Source organism: Sporolactobacillus shoreicorticis (assembly GCF_024125445.1).
GTDB lineage: Bacteria > Bacillota > Bacilli > Bacillales > Sporolactobacillaceae > Sporolactobacillus > Sporolactobacillus shoreicorticis.
The window spans coordinates 135,165-151,646 of sequence record NZ_JAMXWM010000006.1; the positions used below are offsets into that span (position 1 = coordinate 135,165).

17 protein-coding genes are annotated in these 16,482 nt (G+C 45.4%); 7 read left to right on the forward strand and 10 right to left on the reverse strand.

The genetic code is table 11. The features are described 5' to 3' along the window. Positions 1 to 24: 24 nt before the first annotated feature. From gerQ to hemQ, 3 genes are all read right to left on the reverse strand, one after another. A complete protein-coding gene (gene gerQ / locus NIE88_RS07170; protein WP_253060640.1) occupies positions 25 to 564 on the reverse strand; it encodes a spore coat protein GerQ in 540 nt (179 codons plus the stop codon). Positions 565 to 592: 28 nt separating this feature from the next. Then, positions 593 to 1,015, reverse strand: coding sequence for a cell wall hydrolase (locus tag NIE88_RS07175; RefSeq protein ID WP_253060641.1), 423 nt, complete (start codon positions 1,013 to 1,015; stop codon positions 593 to 595). A 477-nt stretch (positions 1,016 to 1,492) separates the two neighbouring features. Further along, positions 1,493 to 2,239, reverse strand: a complete 747-nt coding sequence (gene hemQ, locus NIE88_RS07180) for a hydrogen peroxide-dependent heme synthase (RefSeq protein WP_253060642.1) — start codon at positions 2,237 to 2,239, stop codon at positions 1,493 to 1,495. 229 nt (positions 2,240 to 2,468) lie between these two features. On the opposite strand from hemQ, the gene pta reads away from it, so the two are divergent. Further along, a complete protein-coding gene (gene pta / locus NIE88_RS07185; protein ID WP_253060643.1) occupies positions 2,469 to 3,461 on the forward strand; it encodes a phosphate acetyltransferase in 993 nt (330 codons plus the stop codon). 164 nt (positions 3,462 to 3,625) lie between these two features. Here pta and NIE88_RS07190 read toward each other — a convergent pair whose 3' ends face one another. From NIE88_RS07190 to NIE88_RS07220, 7 genes are all read right to left on the reverse strand, one after another. Beyond that, positions 3,626 to 4,507, reverse strand: a complete 882-nt coding sequence (locus NIE88_RS07190) for an aminoglycoside 6-adenylyltransferase (protein ID WP_253060644.1) — start codon at positions 4,505 to 4,507, stop codon at positions 3,626 to 3,628. A gap of 300 nt (positions 4,508 to 4,807) precedes the next feature. Next, complete coding sequence (locus NIE88_RS07195) at positions 4,808 to 5,497, reverse strand: M23 family metallopeptidase (RefSeq protein WP_253060645.1); 690 nt, start codon at positions 5,495 to 5,497, stop codon at positions 4,808 to 4,810. A gap of 108 nt (positions 5,498 to 5,605) precedes the next feature. Further along, positions 5,606 to 6,241 (reverse strand): TetR/AcrR family transcriptional regulator, encoded by a 636-nt coding sequence (locus tag NIE88_RS07200; RefSeq protein WP_253060646.1) that lies wholly within the window; start codon positions 6,239 to 6,241, stop codon positions 5,606 to 5,608. A 388-nt stretch (positions 6,242 to 6,629) separates the two neighbouring features. Then, positions 6,630 to 7,871: an iron uptake transporter deferrochelatase/peroxidase subunit gene (gene efeB, locus NIE88_RS07205; RefSeq protein WP_253060647.1), complete on the reverse strand. Its 1,242-nt coding sequence runs from the start codon at positions 7,869 to 7,871 to the stop codon at positions 6,630 to 6,632. A 21-nt stretch (positions 7,872 to 7,892) separates the two neighbouring features. Continuing rightward, positions 7,893 to 9,050: an iron uptake system protein EfeO gene (gene efeO / locus NIE88_RS07210; protein ID WP_253060648.1), complete on the reverse strand. Its 1,158-nt coding sequence runs from the start codon at positions 9,048 to 9,050 to the stop codon at positions 7,893 to 7,895. Between the two features lie 95 nt (positions 9,051 to 9,145). Further along, complete coding sequence (locus NIE88_RS07215) at positions 9,146 to 10,588, reverse strand: FTR1 family iron permease (RefSeq protein WP_253060649.1); 1,443 nt, start codon at positions 10,586 to 10,588, stop codon at positions 9,146 to 9,148. A 286-nt stretch (positions 10,589 to 10,874) separates the two neighbouring features. After that, positions 10,875 to 11,369, reverse strand: coding sequence for a hypothetical protein (locus tag NIE88_RS07220; RefSeq protein WP_373689411.1), 495 nt, complete (start codon positions 11,367 to 11,369; stop codon positions 10,875 to 10,877). A gap of 134 nt (positions 11,370 to 11,503) precedes the next feature. Between NIE88_RS07220 and NIE88_RS07225 the strand changes: the two genes are divergently transcribed. From NIE88_RS07225 to NIE88_RS07250, 6 genes are all read left to right on the forward strand, one after another. Beyond that, complete coding sequence (locus NIE88_RS07225) at positions 11,504 to 12,463, forward strand: CPBP family intramembrane glutamic endopeptidase (protein WP_253060651.1); 960 nt, start codon at positions 11,504 to 11,506, stop codon at positions 12,461 to 12,463. Between the two features lie 85 nt (positions 12,464 to 12,548). After that, positions 12,549 to 13,349, forward strand: coding sequence for a hypothetical protein (locus NIE88_RS07230; protein WP_253060652.1), 801 nt, complete (start codon positions 12,549 to 12,551; stop codon positions 13,347 to 13,349). A gap of 42 nt (positions 13,350 to 13,391) precedes the next feature. Continuing rightward, positions 13,392 to 13,769 carry a GntR family transcriptional regulator gene (locus tag NIE88_RS07235; protein ID WP_253060653.1) on the forward strand — a complete coding sequence of 126 codons (378 nt, stop codon included), beginning with the start codon at positions 13,392 to 13,394 and terminating at the stop codon, positions 13,767 to 13,769. Continuing rightward, a complete protein-coding gene (locus NIE88_RS07240; protein ID WP_253060654.1) occupies positions 13,766 to 14,458 on the forward strand; it encodes an ABC transporter ATP-binding protein in 693 nt (230 codons plus the stop codon). The genes NIE88_RS07235 and NIE88_RS07240 overlap by 4 nt, the downstream gene beginning before the upstream one ends. Further along, positions 14,448 to 15,386, forward strand: coding sequence for an ABC transporter ATP-binding protein (locus NIE88_RS07245; RefSeq protein WP_253060655.1), 939 nt, complete (start codon positions 14,448 to 14,450; stop codon positions 15,384 to 15,386). Before NIE88_RS07240 ends, NIE88_RS07245 begins: the two co-directional genes overlap by 11 nt. After that, complete coding sequence (locus tag NIE88_RS07250; RefSeq protein WP_253060656.1) at positions 15,379 to 16,335, forward strand: ABC transporter permease; 957 nt, start codon at positions 15,379 to 15,381, stop codon at positions 16,333 to 16,335. The genes NIE88_RS07245 and NIE88_RS07250 overlap by 8 nt, the downstream gene beginning before the upstream one ends. Positions 16,336 to 16,482: the final 147 nt, after the last annotated feature.

Here is a 16,482-nt window from a genome sequence, read left to right on the forward strand (position 1 = left end):
TGGAGAAGCTCCGTTTTTCTGGGATTATCTGCCGCCCGGTTGAGGCGGCGCGTAAGGATATTCATAGCTGAGCGGACCGGTGAACTCGAAGTAATTCACAAATACCATCGGAATGAGGTAGCGGACTCGGGATTCTTCGTCCTCAATGATCACATGATCACGTCCGGCGGCTTCGACCGTACCGGTAAATGATTTCGCATTCCACTGGCTGTTGCCTTCAAAGGTACAGTAAACTGTTGCTGTCTTGCCAAGATTCAACCTCAAAATATTTTCGATGTAAGACTGCTCGACAAAGGGCAGCGGCATTACCTGTTGCGGCACCGGTGCTGTCGGTTGACCGGTTTGCGGCACCGGTATTGTATACGCGGGATACGGATAAGGCACCGATTGTGCGGTGGGCGGAAGCCCCGGTCCCTGTGTCAACTGTCCCTGGAACGGGAACGTACCGCTCGGCTGCTGCGGTGCGGTCTGCTGCCTGGATGCGTCCCACTCCGGTTGCGCGCCTTGATCGGGATTGAATGACGCACCATACGGCCAACTGTCTGGTGGAAATTGAACACCCATATAAAGTCACTCCTTAGCAATAAAATGATCAATAAACATTTGGACAAACCGATTCGGTAGGCGAGAAGAAACAATGCGCTTTAAAACGTCCGGTGTTCCATTGATTGTACCATTGGGCGGGGCAAGCGCCCGCAGGTTGGAAGAACCAAAGCGCGTTCGATGCCGGGTGAAAACGTTCACCTTTAAGCGTTCGCTCGGCAAGACGTTTGTCCTGCGCCCGCGCCGCCTGATAAAAGTAGCCCTTCTGCGTCGCTTCAAATCCGCCGGGACTTTGGAAAACCATTTGTTGGATCGTTCTCAGGCCCTCGAAGTCAAGGCAGTTCCCAAGTACACGATTCACGCCGACATTGCCGACCATCAGCATGCCGAGCTGTCCGTCGCCTTCCGCTTCTGCGCGCATCAGCCGGGCGAGCAGGGAAATATCATTAGATGTGTGTTGAACCACGGCCATAGCCATAAATCCCCCCTTTGCGAACAGAAACTATAAAACTTATTTTCAAGTAGGCATGGATTCACCGATTTACGTACCTTAAAGCCTATGCCCGGTAACGTAAATGATGACAGTAGATAGGGAAAAGCAGCAGCAAATCGCAAAAAAGATCCGAGAGTCTTTTTTAAAGGGAAGGAAGGTTTATCGTTTAGCCTAGCTGATACGTCATTCACCTCATAAAATTCAGTGCGCGATCGGGTAAACGCCCAATCTGAGAAATAGACGGAGAAATTCCGCTTATTGAATCGAAAAACGTGAAAGTTGGAGGGTTTTGCGTTACATAAGCGGAAAAATTACCCTTATGTACCCGCAAAACAAGCATCATGATGCATATAACCGGAAAATCTCCGCTTATTTTATAGGGATAACGCGAAAGCCACCGACCCTGCAAAAATAAGGACCGCGCGTTTTTCGCCCGGCCCTTTTCGATTTTGGAAATTATAAAGAAAACTTTTGATTAAAAAGTTCCTGCGTGAGCTGCGTGCCGACGAAGAATGATCCAAATTCCCCAAAGCGGGCGCTTGCCTCATCGAAACGCATTTCATAAACAATTTTTTTGAATTGCAGCGGATCATCTGAAAAAAGAGTGACGCCCCATTCCCAATCATCGAAACCGACGGAACCGGTGATGATCTGATGGATTTTACCGGCATATTTGCGGCCGATCTGCCCATGGCTTTTCATCATTTCCCGCCGTTCTTCCATTGGAAGCATGTACCAATTATCGCCGTGTTCGCGTCTCTTATCCATTGGATAAAAGCAGAAGTAATGAGTCTTCGGCAGAATCGGTTTTAACCGTTCTTGAACACGCGGATTGGCGTAGGGATCGCCCCCGGACTTGCCCAGATAGTTACTTAATTCAACAACAGAAACAAAGGAATAGGCAGGGCTTGCAACCTCGCTTAATTTGGATTTATCAAACTCGGTTTCCAGATCGCTCAGCTCGTCCATGGTCGGACGAAGCGAAATCATGACGAAGTCCGCTTTCTGTCCGAGTACGGAATACATGGCGAAACTGCCGCCGCGTGCATCTTCGTTCAGCTCCGCCTGGGTCAGAAACTGATTAAACTCCATTAAAGTCTGCTGCCGTTCCCACTCGGATTTTGATTTCCACTCCTGCCAGTCAATCGTTCGAAAATCATGCAGGCAGTACCATCCGTCCAGCGTTTGGGCTGCTTCAGACATAGTGAACACCTCTTTTTTGTTTTGCAAAATGAAAGTGTGAACGAAGGGGATAACGTTAGCCCGTGTGTAAGAAAACTCAGCTTATTTGGGAGTCACTTGTTCGCCCGCTTAGTCTAATATAGCATAGATAGTGCCTAGGGACGCATGAAAATAACTTTCCCAATGTAGGATAAGTCTAATTGGTTTATACTTATTATAGATTAAATTTTATAAGGGGGCGGATTGATAAATGGCGGATTTATTTGAACGATTGAAGCCGGAGATAAAGAAGGGCAAACCATCAATAATTTTTCCCGAGAGTGCGGATGAACGGATTGTCGAAGCGGTACAAACCCTAGCGGAAGAAGAACTGATCGTGCCGATTCTGATTGGAAAAACTGAGGACACATCCGATGCGTTGAGAAAGCTTGCCGAAGAGAAAAAGGTTATCTTCACGCATCCTGAGACGGACGAAGAGATGCCCGCTCTGATTGATGCACTGGTTACGCGTAGAAAAGGGAAGACCGACGCGGCAAAGGCAGCAGAATTGTTAAAAGATCCGTGCTATTACGGAACGATGCTTGTTTATATGGGGAAAGCGGACGGGTTGGTCAGCGGCGCCGCCCATTCAACAGCGGAGACCGTGCGCCCGGCACTTCAGATTATTAAAGCCCAGCCGGGGAAAAAACGTATTTCGGGTTCCTTTCTTTTGGTAAAAGGGGAAAAAGAATTTGTTTTTGCCGACTGCGGTATTAATATCTCGCCGGACAGCGAAACCTTGGCGGAGATTGCGGTCGAATCTGCGGAGACAGCGAAAATGTTCGGCATTGATCCGAAAATCGCCATGTTGAGCTTTTCGACAAAAGGCTCGGCGAAAGATCCGTCGATTGATAAGGTGACTGAGGCGGTGAAGCTGGTTAAGGAGCGGGAACCGGAACTGCTCGTGGACGGCGAACTGCAGTTTGACGCCGCTTATGTACCGGAAGTTGCCGCAAAAAAGGCGCCGGGCTCACCGATTGCCGGCAAGGCGAACGTATTCGTTTTCCCGAATATTGACGCGGGCAACATCGGTTACAAAATGGTGCAGCGGCTTGGCGGCTATGTGGCGATCGGACCGATCCTGCAAGGCTTGAACAAGCCGGTGAATGACTTGTCGCGCGGCTGCTCGGCCGATGATGTTTACAAGTTGGCGTTGATTACGGCGAAACAAGCGTTAAGTGCTGCTCAGCCTCAAAATGCATAATGATCTGAAAGAGCACAGCCGGATACTTCACCGTGATCTGTGCTCTTTTACTATCTCAGAAGAATTCTTTTCAAAAGCATTTAAAAACTAAATCCGGAAACTAGAAATTAACCCAAAAAATCGGGAGCCGCACGATATGACGGCTTCCGATTCTCTGTATTATCTTAGTAGATCATTTTTGCATCGGCAGGCAATTGGTGCACATGGTTCAAATAAGCGGAGACAAGCCGGTTCTCGTTTTCTGCATAGGTGTAACCGAAATGGTCGGCCACCTGCTTTGCCAGCGAGCGGAACAGACGGCCCATTTGAAACAGCGACTGCCATATATGCTCAGGATCAGCATCCGGGTAGGTGAGCAGATAGTTTTGCCATACTGATTCTTCGACATAACGAGGCAAGTATTTGCCGCATTTTCCGGCACTCACCGTAAAATCGGTACGAATTCCGGCATACCAAGAGAGCATTTTCAACATCATGTCACGGACGTATTGCTCAAGCATCGTTTTGGCATAGGGAACTTCTTCGCGCCACAATCCCTTAGCTACATAAGGCGATACCCACCAGAATTCATTGCAGCAGTCGGCGAACTGTTTCGCGCTCGGCGGAAGAATTCGGTAGTTCCGATCATCCGACGGCGGCACGGAAGCAAATTGTTCCTCCTTATCAAGCAGGATGATGCTCAGGCTGTCGCCGTTCACCCATTCCTTCGCTTTTTCCGAGGTCATAAGCGTTAAGTCAATCCGATTTCCGTCATCAAACAACATTAAATAAGCGAATTCATCCTTGACCATATCGCCGAGTCCATTTCCAATATCCATCAGGTCCGGCAATTGCATGATGATCCGTTTGCCAAATTGATCAACCCAATGATGGTTCACTGTAAATGAAGTGATGTCGCGAACCACATAGACAATATCGTAATCTTGAAAACAGTCATGCGGCGCATCGGGATTGGCGTGCGAGCCATTCATGATCACCGCGCGAATCCGTTCATCTTTCTTTGCAGTATCTAAAATCAATGCCTTCATTTCTTGTTCGTTTCTCATTTATCTGCCTCCGATTTTGTGATGTAATCCTCTGGAAAAGCATGAGAGGCTGGAGGTGGTCGCGCGCAAGTCTAAAGTCGATTCAAACGTTTTTTCATAAGGCGTTCCTCCATTTTCTATGGGTTTGTTACAAGATTTCATGATTTCGTTAAAACTGTACGCCGTGCTTTTCTCTCAAGGACAGCAAGCGCAGCGCTGCTGAGAATTTGTTTCCGCATACAAGAGCCAATATCCATTGCTCACCTTGCACTTCACCACCTCTATTCACAGCAAAAATTCTCACTCTATTTTGAAGACGGGTTACTGAAATCTTATTCTATCTCTATTTGTTGGTATACCGTTCTTTGCTTTTACCCATGCGCCGTTTTTGAATCGTTCATATTCTTCAAAAGCACAAGGCAGCCCTTTTGCCGTTGATATATCACTACTGTCCATAAGCTGAAAATGTAAATGTGGACCAAAAGAATTTCCCGAATTTCCTATTTTACCAATAGCTTCGCCTTTTTTCACGCTCTGACCAACTGAAACTTGAATAGACCCTGTTTGAAGATGACATAAAGCAGCATATACATTGTTGCGATTTTTTATAATAACGTAGTTGCCTGCGATGGATCGTGCATCATCTTTTTTAGGGTTAAAATAATGAGCGTTTTTATAAGCATTAGATATATCTGATAGCAATTTCGTCCGTGTTCGTTCTTTATAACCGTCCTCCACCTTTACAACGATTCCATTGCAAGGTGCATATATTTCTTTCCCCCAACAATAATATTCGTTTACCGGAATCCCAAAAAGAAGATAGTGCAACAAACTTGCTCGATAAGCAGGTAAGCCAGTTCTTTTCCAATCTACTTGTATAAAATCATAAGCATATCTTGTCCCTAATTTGTTCGTGCCGTGACTCGGAATTTTTGTTCCCGGTGTATTAGGGGAAAGCCATTCCCCCTTCAAAGGAAATGCTACAATTATTGGTTCACGCATTTCACTCATTGCGTTCCTCCTGTCAATCCATTCTTTACCTCATTAAAAATAATGAGTGCTGCAAGTGCAAATACAAGTATGCGTACATTCCGTTTAGAATGAACATGTTTCATGCGCTTATTCATGGTGTGATGTGTAGAACAATTTTCTAAGTTCATCAAAATACTCATCTATTTTTTTTATAAGAACTTCGCTGTTCAAGGTGTTTATATCACTATTACGAATGTCCTCTAATAGTTGATTGGTAAATCCAATATTAGACCAAAATATAATCTGCTTGCACTTTTCAATAGCTAATCCTTTTCTAAATTTAGTTTTATCTACTTTATCAAATAGTTTAGGGTAACAGTTTAAATGTTCATTGTGCGCTCTGTTTTCAAGTTCCTTATTAATTTCGGCGGAATGAGTAGCTCGTGTGAGTTTACTAAGCTCTGAAATCCAAGGATATTTTTCAAACAGCTTTATTTGCAAAAGATATGATTGTCGTAATTTGTTGAAAATATCTTTTTCATCATAATTCATCAATTCAAAGTATTCCTTTTTCATTAGGCCTGCGAAGTAATCATACGCAATAAGGAAAAGTTCCTGTTTGCTACTTACATAATGAAACATGAGGGATTTAGAAATTCCGGCTTCTTTTGCGATTACATTGGTTGAAGCATTGTCATACCCTTGTAATGAAAATTCTTTTAATGCGGCATTTAGAACAGCGTCCCTTCTTTGACGGTCTAAATCGAATAATTTTGCTGGCATGGCAGCTCCTTTATACTAAGCAATGTTTTACCTAATAGGTCAATAATAGTATATATTCATTTATCTGATAGGTCAACGAAAAACATGATAACCATGCTGTATTTTCAAATTTGAATCGTTACATTCTCGTATTTTGTGCCTTGTGCATTTACTGTTTCCTCTGTTCCTGCTGCGAAGTATGATAAACACCTTATCGATTTACTCGGCGTCCTTAACCTTGTTTTTGAGTGCAACATATCTTTGATTCATTTACTTTCACTTATCGGTCAGTTCGCGATATTCCATTTTCATGCCTTTGTCGGCAGGATGATCCTGCCATTCGTCACGATTGCTTACAATCGCTAAAAGCCCTCACGCAAAAAAATTGCGCGAGGGCTTTTGTGAAAAATCATTCAAATAAATGCTGAGCGAAATATTCGTTCTTCTTAATTCCGGCCGGAATGGCAAAGAGGCCGGTTGCGACATGATCAATGTATTCGTTCAGCGCGTCACTCTTTCCCAGTACGCGAAGCATCGGAATGAAGCTTTCCTGAGGCTTGTTCTGGTAAGAGATGAAGAGCAGTCCTGCGTCCAAATTTCCGGTTGCCGGCTGAATGCCGTTTGTATACGAGTAAGCGCGCCGATAAATTTTCTGACCGGTTTGGTGCGCCAGACCCACATGCGAGTCTCCCGGTTGTTTACTTATAATGACGGGTTCATGTTCGTGTGTCCGTCCGAAAGCGGCTCCGGAATTTTTTTTGCGGCCGATGACCTGTTCTTGATCACTGTAAGAATCCCGATCCCATGTCTCGATAATCATTTTAATCTTCCGATAACCGAGGTACGTGCCGCCGCGCATCCATTTCGGCTCATCGCTGCTTGTCCAAACGACCTTGTTTTGGTCATCGGGGTCGGTGACATTAGCCGTGCCGTCTTTAAAACCAAACAGATTTCGCGGTGTTTTTCCCTTTGGACCATTGAGAAAGCCTGTTTCCATCCAGCGGATATTCGCTGTTCCGAGTGCTTCTTTGATCAGGTTGCGCAAGGCATGGAATGCGACTTGCTGAATGTCGGCACAAATCTGAACGCAGATGTCGCCGTTGGAGATTGACTGATCGAGCGTTTCATGAGCGATACGGGGCATCGGCGTCAGCTGTTTCGGCATTTGACTGGCGAGACCGAACCGATCCTTTCCGTTCTTCATAAAAAAGGAATGTCCGAGACCAAAGGTGATCGTCAGATTGGCGGCGCCAAGATCGCGCGCCTCATTTGTATCATTCGGCGGCAATTCCTTGTTGCTGCTGTTGATTTCCCTTTTGCCCTGTATCAACGTTGCGGCAAGGCGTGTCCAGGTAATAAAGAGTGCCATAATTTTCGCTACGTCATGGATTGACGGATCAATGTCGAACGCCGCGAGATAACCGTAGCCTTGCTGCGCGGTTGTCACACCGGCTTGATGCGTCGCGAAAAAAGGAATTTTTGATTCGTTCGCGGGGTCTGTTGCCGCCTTGTCGCCAAACAGCTCAAGCGCTGCACCCAACCCGCTCGCACCGAGGGCGATTCCGCCGCCGGCAAGTGCTGACATTTTTAACATTTCCCGTCTGGAATAGCCCTTTTTTTGCTGCGGAGTACCAAGTTCCTCATGATCCATTTGCGATCGACCTCTTTCTTGTTAGAAGATTTTCGCCGTTTGAGCCATCAGCTTTGAGAGTTTGCTAAGTTCGTTGCTGATTTCTCGGATTTGGTCTTTACTCAATTTTGTATAGTCTTCGTATTCTGTGTCGGACTTTTTGTATTTCAACATTTGTTTATCGAATGCCTGAAATTGCTTGTCGATTTGGTTGGCCAAATCCTTATGCCCCTCGTTAAGCGCAGGGATTGCTGCCTGGTAAACGGCTTCGGAACCATCGACATTCGCTTGCAGGTCGACTAAATCGGTGTGAGAATAGCGTTCTTCTTCGCCGGTAATCTTGCTTGTCGCGGCTTCTTCAAGCAGTTCCATTGCACCGGCAACCATTGCCTTCGGTGTTAATTTAAATGTTTTTGATTTTTTCTGAAGATCAAGCACATCGGTCATTAATTTGTCAGCATACTTGCTCTGCCCCTTGAGGCTGTTCTTTTCCCACAACGCGCGTTCGATTTCGTGGAAACCGGTCCATTTAGAGACGTTGTCGACGTCGTTAATGCGGGCGTCGATTGCCGGATCCAAATCACCGAAACTTTCAGCGATCGGTTCGGCACGTTCATAGTAGATGCGCGGCAGTGTGTAGAGTTTCTTAGCTTTTTCAACATCGCCGGCCTTAACCGCCTTGACAAAGGGTTTGGTTGTTTTCACAAGCATGTCGATTTGTTCATCGGCATATTTGAGATAATCGTCAACCGCTTGATCCATCTGTTTTGATGGTTTGGTTTTGGTTTCCTTCGCAGTAAGCAGATCGTTCAATTGTCCGGTTAATGCGGTGCTGTTTTCTTTTATCTGCGCAACGTCAGGATCGGCGAGATTGGATTGTGCGTAAATTGGCTGCTGATAGCGTTCAATTTTCGCGTATTGGAGTGGGAATCGATCGCGTACGCCGTTTTCATAGGAAAGCCATTGCGTGTTAATTTGTTTCCCGTATTTTTTGATTGCATCCGTATCGTTCTTTTTCAGTGCGGCTTGAAGCTTGTTGTTGAGTTGCTTCATTTTATTTGTGCCTTGCTTGACCGGATCATTTGTTGCTTGTGATGTTTTGCTGCTGCTGGATTTTTGCGTGCTGCCGCATGCGGTGATGACCGGCAACAGCAGGATCGCGATTAATAATAGAAAGACCATTTTCTTTTGACTTTTCATAGTGATGATTAAGCCTCCCTGGCATGTTTTTTTGTTTTATACTATAAGTGCAGCTAGGTCTTCACCTTCGCTAGAAGCGTAGCCTCACAAGTTTTCTAATGTGATGCCGCTGCTCGTCGCTCCTTAAGAATGATGAAAATGAAGAGCAGTAAGCATGCGACTTGCGGGATCGTACTGTACCATGATGGGAAAATACTCAGACTGTTGATCGATGGCAGCGTGTCCGAAACCGTTGACGGCAGAATGCCTGCCATTTGCAGACTGTGAATACCGGACCCCATAAACTTGAAACATAAATAAAAGACGACAAAACTCGAGATCATGAAAAACGGGCGAAGCGGCAGCAGGACACCGAGTTTCAGCATGAGAAAGCCGATGACAATGAGGACGCCGAAGCCGGCAGCGATTCCTGATGCCAGTTGTACTGCCGGCATGCGCCCGGCCATTCCGATTAAGAAGATGACCGTCTCCATCCCTTCGCGAAGAACGGCGATAAATGCAAGCGCGGCAAAGGAGATCATTTTTTGCTTGCTGATCGCCTGACTGGTTTTGGATGTGATAAACGCGTTCCAACGTTTTATGTCCGCATTCCGGTGCAGCCAGTAACCGACATACAGCAGCATCAGACTCGCGATTACTCCGGACCAGCCGTTGATCAATGAGTTGTTGTTCCCGAAGGCTGCGACGGAGAGCAGGAAGGAAACGAGCACGCCGACTGCGAGGCAGACAAGAACAGCGAGGCTTGTTCCGCTCCAGATCCACACCTTCGCAGGTTTTGAATTTGCTTTGCGGGCAAAGGTTAGCAGAGCTCCGATGACCAGCAGAGCTTCAAGGCCTTCGCGAATCGGAATCAGGGCTGCGTCCCACATCCCATAGTTCGCTGAGGCAAGCGGCTTCAGGCTTGTGATCATTTCTTCGACCAGCGGCAGCGCTTTTGCATGCATCTTCGGATCGGCAAGGTAAGCATCCATCATGACCAAATTTTTCTCGGATTCGGTATAAATGCTTTGCGATTGGCTGACGACGTCGCCTTCAACGGACAACCAATCCTGCTGAAGCTGTTTGACCTGAGATGCAGCAGTGACCCAGTCCTTCTGACTCATCGACTGCTTTGCGTTGCCGAGCTCGGTTATGTAAGAAGACAGGGACTGGTGCCCCGACTTTGTCGTTCCGCCATATAGACCGCTTTGATAGTCTTGAAGCGTCTGCCGCAGCGCACTGAGACTCTTAATCGATTGCGCGCGATTGCCGTTAAGCAAATCCAGAGAAGCAGAGCTGATATCCTGACTCAACTGGATCGATGCATCAAGGGAGCTCTTTGAGACGGTGGTTTTATTGTTTTGCCACCATTTTTTAAAAGATGAATAATCCGTCTCGGCAGATTTCCCATGTTGCAGTGCGGTGATCGCATGATTCAGATCGTTGAGCGCGGGGGATACATCGACCGCTTTTTTCGCTTGTACGGTTAACGGATACATTGACAGCATTGCAATCAAGATAATCAGCATGGATGCACCGATGCACCGACTAAATTTCATAGTCAGGCCTCCTAAATCGGTAATGATAATCATTTTCAATTAAACAATTATAGTTTAATAGCCCAAAAGAATACTGTCAATATAAATTCAAATAAAACAATTAATATTGTGATATATATTATAGATTGATTATAAATTATGTTTAATGCATATCTGAAAATTAAAGTCAGAAGAAAACACTCATTGCAGCATGACCGATTGATTGAAGCTGAAGGAACTGAATCGAGGTCTAAACATTAAAAAATTGACTTAATGAAAAAATCGCCGCAGACTCGCGGCGATTCCTTTATTTTTTAACAAATCCTTCTTCAACTAAATATTCTGCTGCCTCTTTATAGCTACGGAATGTTCCATCGAGTTCATCACCTGCATAAACGTTCCAAAGCTCGTTGTCATAGATGATTTCAAGTTCCTGCCGCCCGCTTGGTGTTACCCATTGTTCGTGATCATTCCCGTCAGCTGTTTCCTTTTTATAAACACCTTCAGGGGAGAGGGCGAAAATCGTTTTTTTCACCAGTGTGTGAAGCTCCTCTCCGGAGAAAGCACGAATGTTGACCATACCTTTCGAATCAGCTTCGTAGCCTTCAATGTCCTTTGCGTATACATAGCCGTTGCCGTTCGGATGCAGATGGTACACGACGGTTTTCTTATTCGCGGCACTTCCCGGATACTGAAAATTTACTCGTCCCAGGGAAACAGATTTGCGCTCTAGTTCAGGAAACGATTCGAAAATCGATAATTTTTGATTGTAATCAAGTAGCAAAGACTTCTTCAACTCCATTTAATCAAGTTTGTCGATTTATTATAGCATATCTTGCCTGTTAACAATAATCGTACTTATTTGTCTATGTCTGTTGCTAATATCAATGGTCTAGTGTACTGTGATACTAATACTGTGAGACCAGGAGGCACATAATGAACGAGATCAGGAAAGAACGAAAAAAGGTAAAAAAATATTTTCGTCACTTGGGGATTACACTCCTGTTTCAGACAGGAGTGTTGTGGAGCGTTGTTGGCATTTATCTGATCGTGTTGACTTTGCAAGCGATGTTTCTTCATCCCCATTTAACGGAACAGCAGTTTGAGGCGCGGGTGATAACACCTGTGAGTGAGAGCGGATGGCCGATGATTGCGGCGGTTTTGGTTGCGTTTATCCCGCTCTTGATTTACCGGAAAAAGAAGTTCTTTACTTATGATCTGAGAACGACGAAGCGAAGGATGACGGTCAATGTATTTGTCCTAGGACTGATTGCGGTGCTTGGGGTGAACGCCATTATTTCATCGGTGATGTATCCTGTGGAGTGGCTGCTCAATCTTTTCGGGTATACGGCCGATCCGTCAAAAGAAATCTTGGAAGGTTCCAAGACAACAAGTATGCTCGTATATACATGTTTGATCGGGCCGATCCTTGAAGAATTTGTCTATAGAGGCGTTGTGATGCGCAGCTTGGAGCGGTTTGGGTCTGTTTTTGCGATTACGATTTCCGCACTGCTATTCAGTATGATGCACGGGAATATCATTCAAATTCCTATGGCCTTCGCGATCGGCATCGTGCTTGGTTATTTAGCGAAAACCTACGGCATCTGGTTAACCGTACTGATTCACATCGCGAATAATTTGTTCAGTGAAGGATTTAGCGCGCTTCCTTCGGCCATGTGGTCAAATGTTTTTGACATCATTATGGCCATTGTTTTCATTGGTACCGGCTGCGCTTTCCTTAATAAAAATAAGCGCACTATTAAAGAAAAATTAAGCGGTATACGCGGAAGGCTTCCTGAAAAACGTCTGTGGCTATACTTTTTTACGTCGATTCCGATGATTCTGCTGCTTCTTTCCAATCTTGTGGTCACTATTCTTGGCGTAGAGAAACTGTAAACCTATGCGCTATCTAATGTTGACAATATTAATATTCTAGTGTACTATATAACTAATACAATAATATGAAAACGGGGGAAGAGCTATGTCTATTTGGTTTGCATTATTAAAAAAAGAATTGCGGCTGGGCTGGATGGCATTCATGATTTTTCTTATTTTGCAGCTTCTATTAATGGGACTGGGCATTTTTTTGAATCTGCGTTTTGGCAGCAATTCAGATGTGGCTCCTGTAGTGATCGGGGTCATGCTGACTGTCTTCCTGCTGTTCTATGTTCCAGTCTATCTGCTCTTTAACGTGATACAAGAGCGCAAGACGTTTCATCTCTGGATGCAGAATCCGCTTCCGGCGTGGGCGATGCTCTTGGCGAAATTATCGGGAGCGTTGGTTTATTTTATTGTGACCATGGTAGTGGTAGGCAGCTATACATGGGTGAGTCTTGCCAGATTGGATGATGTTCCGCAGGAGCTGTCTTTATTCGGATTAGCTGTTTTTGCGATAGCGATTTTGCTTTGGAGCGGAATCGGCGGTGGTGTCGGTTTCCTGTTTCTGTGGACAGTTCAGCGGACGATGCGCTCGCGAATCGGCAAATGGTCATGGCTGGTACTGATCGTCGGAATCGGCATTTACAGTTATATTGACAACAAGCTGACACAATTCGGTATTTTTGATGTGCTGACAAATTGGGGACCCGTGCCGGCGAGTTTCTTTTCCCATTTGTTAATACCAACAGGAGCCAATACCGCATCTCAAGACTTCAACAGTTTCTGGGCGGATCTCGGCACAGAACCTCTGTACATTGGGAGCATCGTCCTTGATCTGATTGTTACTGCAATTTTCTTCCTTATTACTGCCTGGCTTACGGATCATGAGTTGGAAGCTTCATAATGAACGGGAATATAGAAATCAACTTCAAGGAGGCAAGCGAGCATGGCACAATCATTCAATCCATCTGTTCCCATCTATTTGCAATTGTGCGAGCGGATCAAAAACAAAATTATCCGCGGAGAAATCGGAATGGGCGAGCGCTTGCCGTCCGTGCGCGATATGGCTATTGATTCCAGTGTGAATCCTAATACAGTACAGCGAACATACAGAGAGTTAGAAGACAGCGGAATTGTAGCGAAAAAAAGAGGTCAAGGGACCTTTGTAACCGAAGATCCGCGCATACTTGAAAAAATGCGTGAGGAATTAAAGATCAGTCATATTCGTCTTTTTGTCTCTGAAATGCGAGAAATGGGTTATTCAAGTACAGAAATGCTTGCCGGATTGAAGGATTATTTAGATACAAAGGAGGAAGATCAATGATTCAGTTAGAAGGAGTAACCAAGCGTTATTTGACGAAAAAAGCGCTGGACGGCATCAGTCTCCAAATTGAACCCGGACATATTGTCGGCCTGATCGGATCGAATGGGAGCGGGAAATCGACGACCTTGAAACTGATCGCGGGGCTTCTTCGACCCACGCGTGGTACGGTTCTGGTTGACGGAGAAATCGCAAATCGCAGAATCTGCCGGAAGGTCGCCTATTTGTCTGAATTGGATACCTATTACTCTTTTTTTACCGTTAAGCAGACCGTTGACTTGTACGAGCAGACCTTTATTGACTTCAATCGTAAAAAAGCGGAGGAGATGCTTGATTTTATGAAGCTCGACCGCAGTCAAAAGGTCAAGCATCTTTCGAAAGGAAATCGCGGCCGGTTGAAGATTGTCGTGACGCTCGCGCGAGAAGTACCGTTTATTCTGATGGACGAACCGCTTTCCGGGTTGGATCCGATGGTGCGCAGCTCGATTATTAAAGGACTGATTTCATTTATTGATTTGGAAAAGCAGACCGTCATTTTAACCACACATGAACTGCAGGAAATTGAGCCGCTGCTTGACACAGTTATTCTGATCAAGAACGGAGTGATCCTAGAGCGTGAAAGCGTCGAAGATATTCGTTGTAATGAAAATTTAAGCCTAGTGGATTGGATGGTGGAGAAGTATGAGCAATAATGCCGAAGCAAACAAACCGTCAGTTCGGCTGGAACATGTAAGCAAGCGGATCGGCGGAAAGACGATTATTGATGATTTAAGTTTTGATATTTACAGCGGCGAGGTGTTCGGATTTCTCGGACCCAACGGAGCAGGGAAAACGACAACGATTCGAATGATTGTCGGTCTGATGCGAATGTCCCAAGGCAATATTTACATACAAGGGCACAGCATCAAGGGCGAATTTAAAAAAGCGATTCGTCAGGTTGGAGCGATCGTAGAGAATCCGGAGATGTATAAATTCCTCACGGGCTATCAAAATCTGTTGCACTATGCGCGCATGATCCCCGGCATCAGCAAGGATCGGATTATGGAAGTTGTGAAGCTGGTCGAACTGCAGGATCGAATTCACGAAAAGGTCAAGCGCTATTCACTTGGGATGCGTCAGCGGCTCGGTGTGGCTCAGGCATTGCTGCACCACCCGTCCGTATTAATCTTGGATGAACCGACAAACGGGCTGGACCCTCAAGGAATCCATGACTTGCGCAACTATATGCATAAGCTTTCACGTGAGGAAAATGTTTCTGTTATTGTGTCAAGTCACTTGCTGACAGAAATGCAACTGATGTGTGACCGGATCGGTATTCTGCAAAAGGGCAAGCTGATCGGCGTAGAGACAGTCAGTGAGTTCATCGAAAAAGGAGCCGCGAAAGTGCGGATGCAGGTCGATGATGCCAGACTTGCCGCGCAGATCGTCAAAGATAAACTGTCGATCGATGCGGCTGCTCCTGATGAAACAACCATTGAGGTCCCGGTTGATCATGATAAAATTCCGGTAGTCATCGACACCTTAGTCATCTCGAAGATCAAGATTTACAGTGTCATCACTGTTGCAAAATCACTTGAAGACAGATTCCTGGAAGTAACAGGGGGGAAGAGCGTTGAGTAACTTTTTCGGATTACTTCAAAATGAGAATATGAAAATCTACCGCAGAAGCTCTGCAAAGGTCATGTTGATTATTATGCTGGGTCTGATCCTTGCCGCAGGTCTGATCATCAAATTTTCCGGCGATCAGCCCAAGGACGACCCACACTGGAAACAAACGCTAGCTCAGGAAAATAAAGAATTGAACAAGCAAATGGTGTCGATTAAAGGAAACAAACAGGTGACGGAATCTTTTAAGAAAGAGATTGCTATTAATGAGTACCGTATTGAACATAATCTGAAACCGCAAAAAGGTGAAACCTTGTGGAAGTTTGTGGACGATACCGCGTCGGGCCTTATCATGGTCATCAGTATTTTTACCATTATCGTTGTATCGACATCAATTGCCAGCGAATTTGATACCGGGACGATTAAACTGCTTCTGACCCGGCCGATTTACCGTACCGAGATTCTGCTTTCTAAATATGTTTCCGCACTGCTGTTTACGGTTGCCTGTTTGATCACGCTCTTTATCGCTTCATGGCTGCTCGGAGGGATCCTGTATGGCTTTGGCGGAGCGGGTGAAGCACATCTGCTCTATGATAATGGAACTGTTTATCAATCCAGCTGGACAATTGACGTATGGAAGAACTACTTGCTGAACTGTGTCTCGCTTTTTATGATGGTCACATTTGCGGCACTGATTGCCTCGATGTTCCGCAACGGCGGTCTGGCGATTGGGTTGTCGATATTCACCATGATGGCCTCATCCATTGTGATTACTTTTCTACAAAAATTTGACTGGGTTAAGTATGTCCTGTTTGCCAATACGGACCTGACTCAGTATACTGCCGGAACGCCGCTGCGCGAGGAAATGACGCTCGGATTCTCGCTGACTGTACTTGCCGTGTATTATGTCATCTTTGTACTGGTCGGCTGGGCCTTTTTCACGCGGCGCGACATCAAAGCATAATCACTCAATACATTGCAATTTGGAACCGGGCGGTTTTTGCCCGGTTTTTCTATGGGAAAATTTTCATGAGTGCTGAAATTCTCTCATGCTCTTCTTATTATTAATCAAAAGTTCATAATAAGAATGTAAGCTTAAGGTAAGTAAAAG

What these genes read in the sequence shown, in the direction of transcription:
- pta (WP_253060643.1), top strand. Translation starts at nt 2,469, where the DNA reads ATGGCGGATTTATTTGAACGATTGAAGCCGGAGATAAAGAAGGGCAAA.
- NIE88_RS07175 (WP_253060641.1), bottom strand. Translation starts at nt 1,015, where the DNA reads ATGGCCGTGGTTCAACACACATCTAATGATATTTCCCTGCTCGCCCGG.
- NIE88_RS07245 (WP_253060655.1), top strand. Translation starts at nt 14,448, where the DNA reads ATGAGCAATAATGCCGAAGCAAACAAACCGTCAGTTCGGCTGGAACAT.
- NIE88_RS07240 (WP_253060654.1), top strand. Translation starts at nt 13,766, where the DNA reads ATGATTCAGTTAGAAGGAGTAACCAAGCGTTATTTGACGAAAAAAGCG.
- NIE88_RS07220 (WP_373689411.1), bottom strand. Translation starts at nt 11,369, where the DNA reads ATGGAGTTGAAGAAGTCTTTGCTACTTGATTACAATCAAAAATTATCG.
- gerQ (WP_253060640.1), bottom strand. Translation starts at nt 564, where the DNA reads ATGGGTGTTCAATTTCCACCAGACAGTTGGCCGTATGGTGCGTCATTC.
- NIE88_RS07190 (WP_253060644.1), bottom strand. Translation starts at nt 4,507, where the DNA reads ATGAGAAACGAACAAGAAATGAAGGCATTGATTTTAGATACTGCAAAG.
- NIE88_RS07225 (WP_253060651.1), top strand. Translation starts at nt 11,504, where the DNA reads ATGAACGAGATCAGGAAAGAACGAAAAAAGGTAAAAAAATATTTTCGT.
- hemQ (WP_253060642.1), bottom strand. Translation starts at nt 2,239, where the DNA reads ATGTCTGAAGCAGCCCAAACGCTGGACGGATGGTACTGCCTGCATGAT.
- NIE88_RS07195 (WP_253060645.1), bottom strand. Translation starts at nt 5,497, where the DNA reads ATGAGTGAAATGCGTGAACCAATAATTGTAGCATTTCCTTTGAAGGGG.
- NIE88_RS07235 (WP_253060653.1), top strand. Translation starts at nt 13,392, where the DNA reads ATGGCACAATCATTCAATCCATCTGTTCCCATCTATTTGCAATTGTGC.
- NIE88_RS07215 (WP_253060649.1), bottom strand. Translation starts at nt 10,588, where the DNA reads ATGAAATTTAGTCGGTGCATCGGTGCATCCATGCTGATTATCTTGATT.
- efeB (WP_253060647.1), bottom strand. Translation starts at nt 7,871, where the DNA reads ATGGATCATGAGGAACTTGGTACTCCGCAGCAAAAAAAGGGCTATTCC.
- efeO (WP_253060648.1), bottom strand. Translation starts at nt 9,050, where the DNA reads ATGAAAAGTCAAAAGAAAATGGTCTTTCTATTATTAATCGCGATCCTG.
- NIE88_RS07230 (WP_253060652.1), top strand. Translation starts at nt 12,549, where the DNA reads ATGTCTATTTGGTTTGCATTATTAAAAAAAGAATTGCGGCTGGGCTGG.
- NIE88_RS07200 (WP_253060646.1), bottom strand. Translation starts at nt 6,241, where the DNA reads ATGCCAGCAAAATTATTCGATTTAGACCGTCAAAGAAGGGACGCTGTT.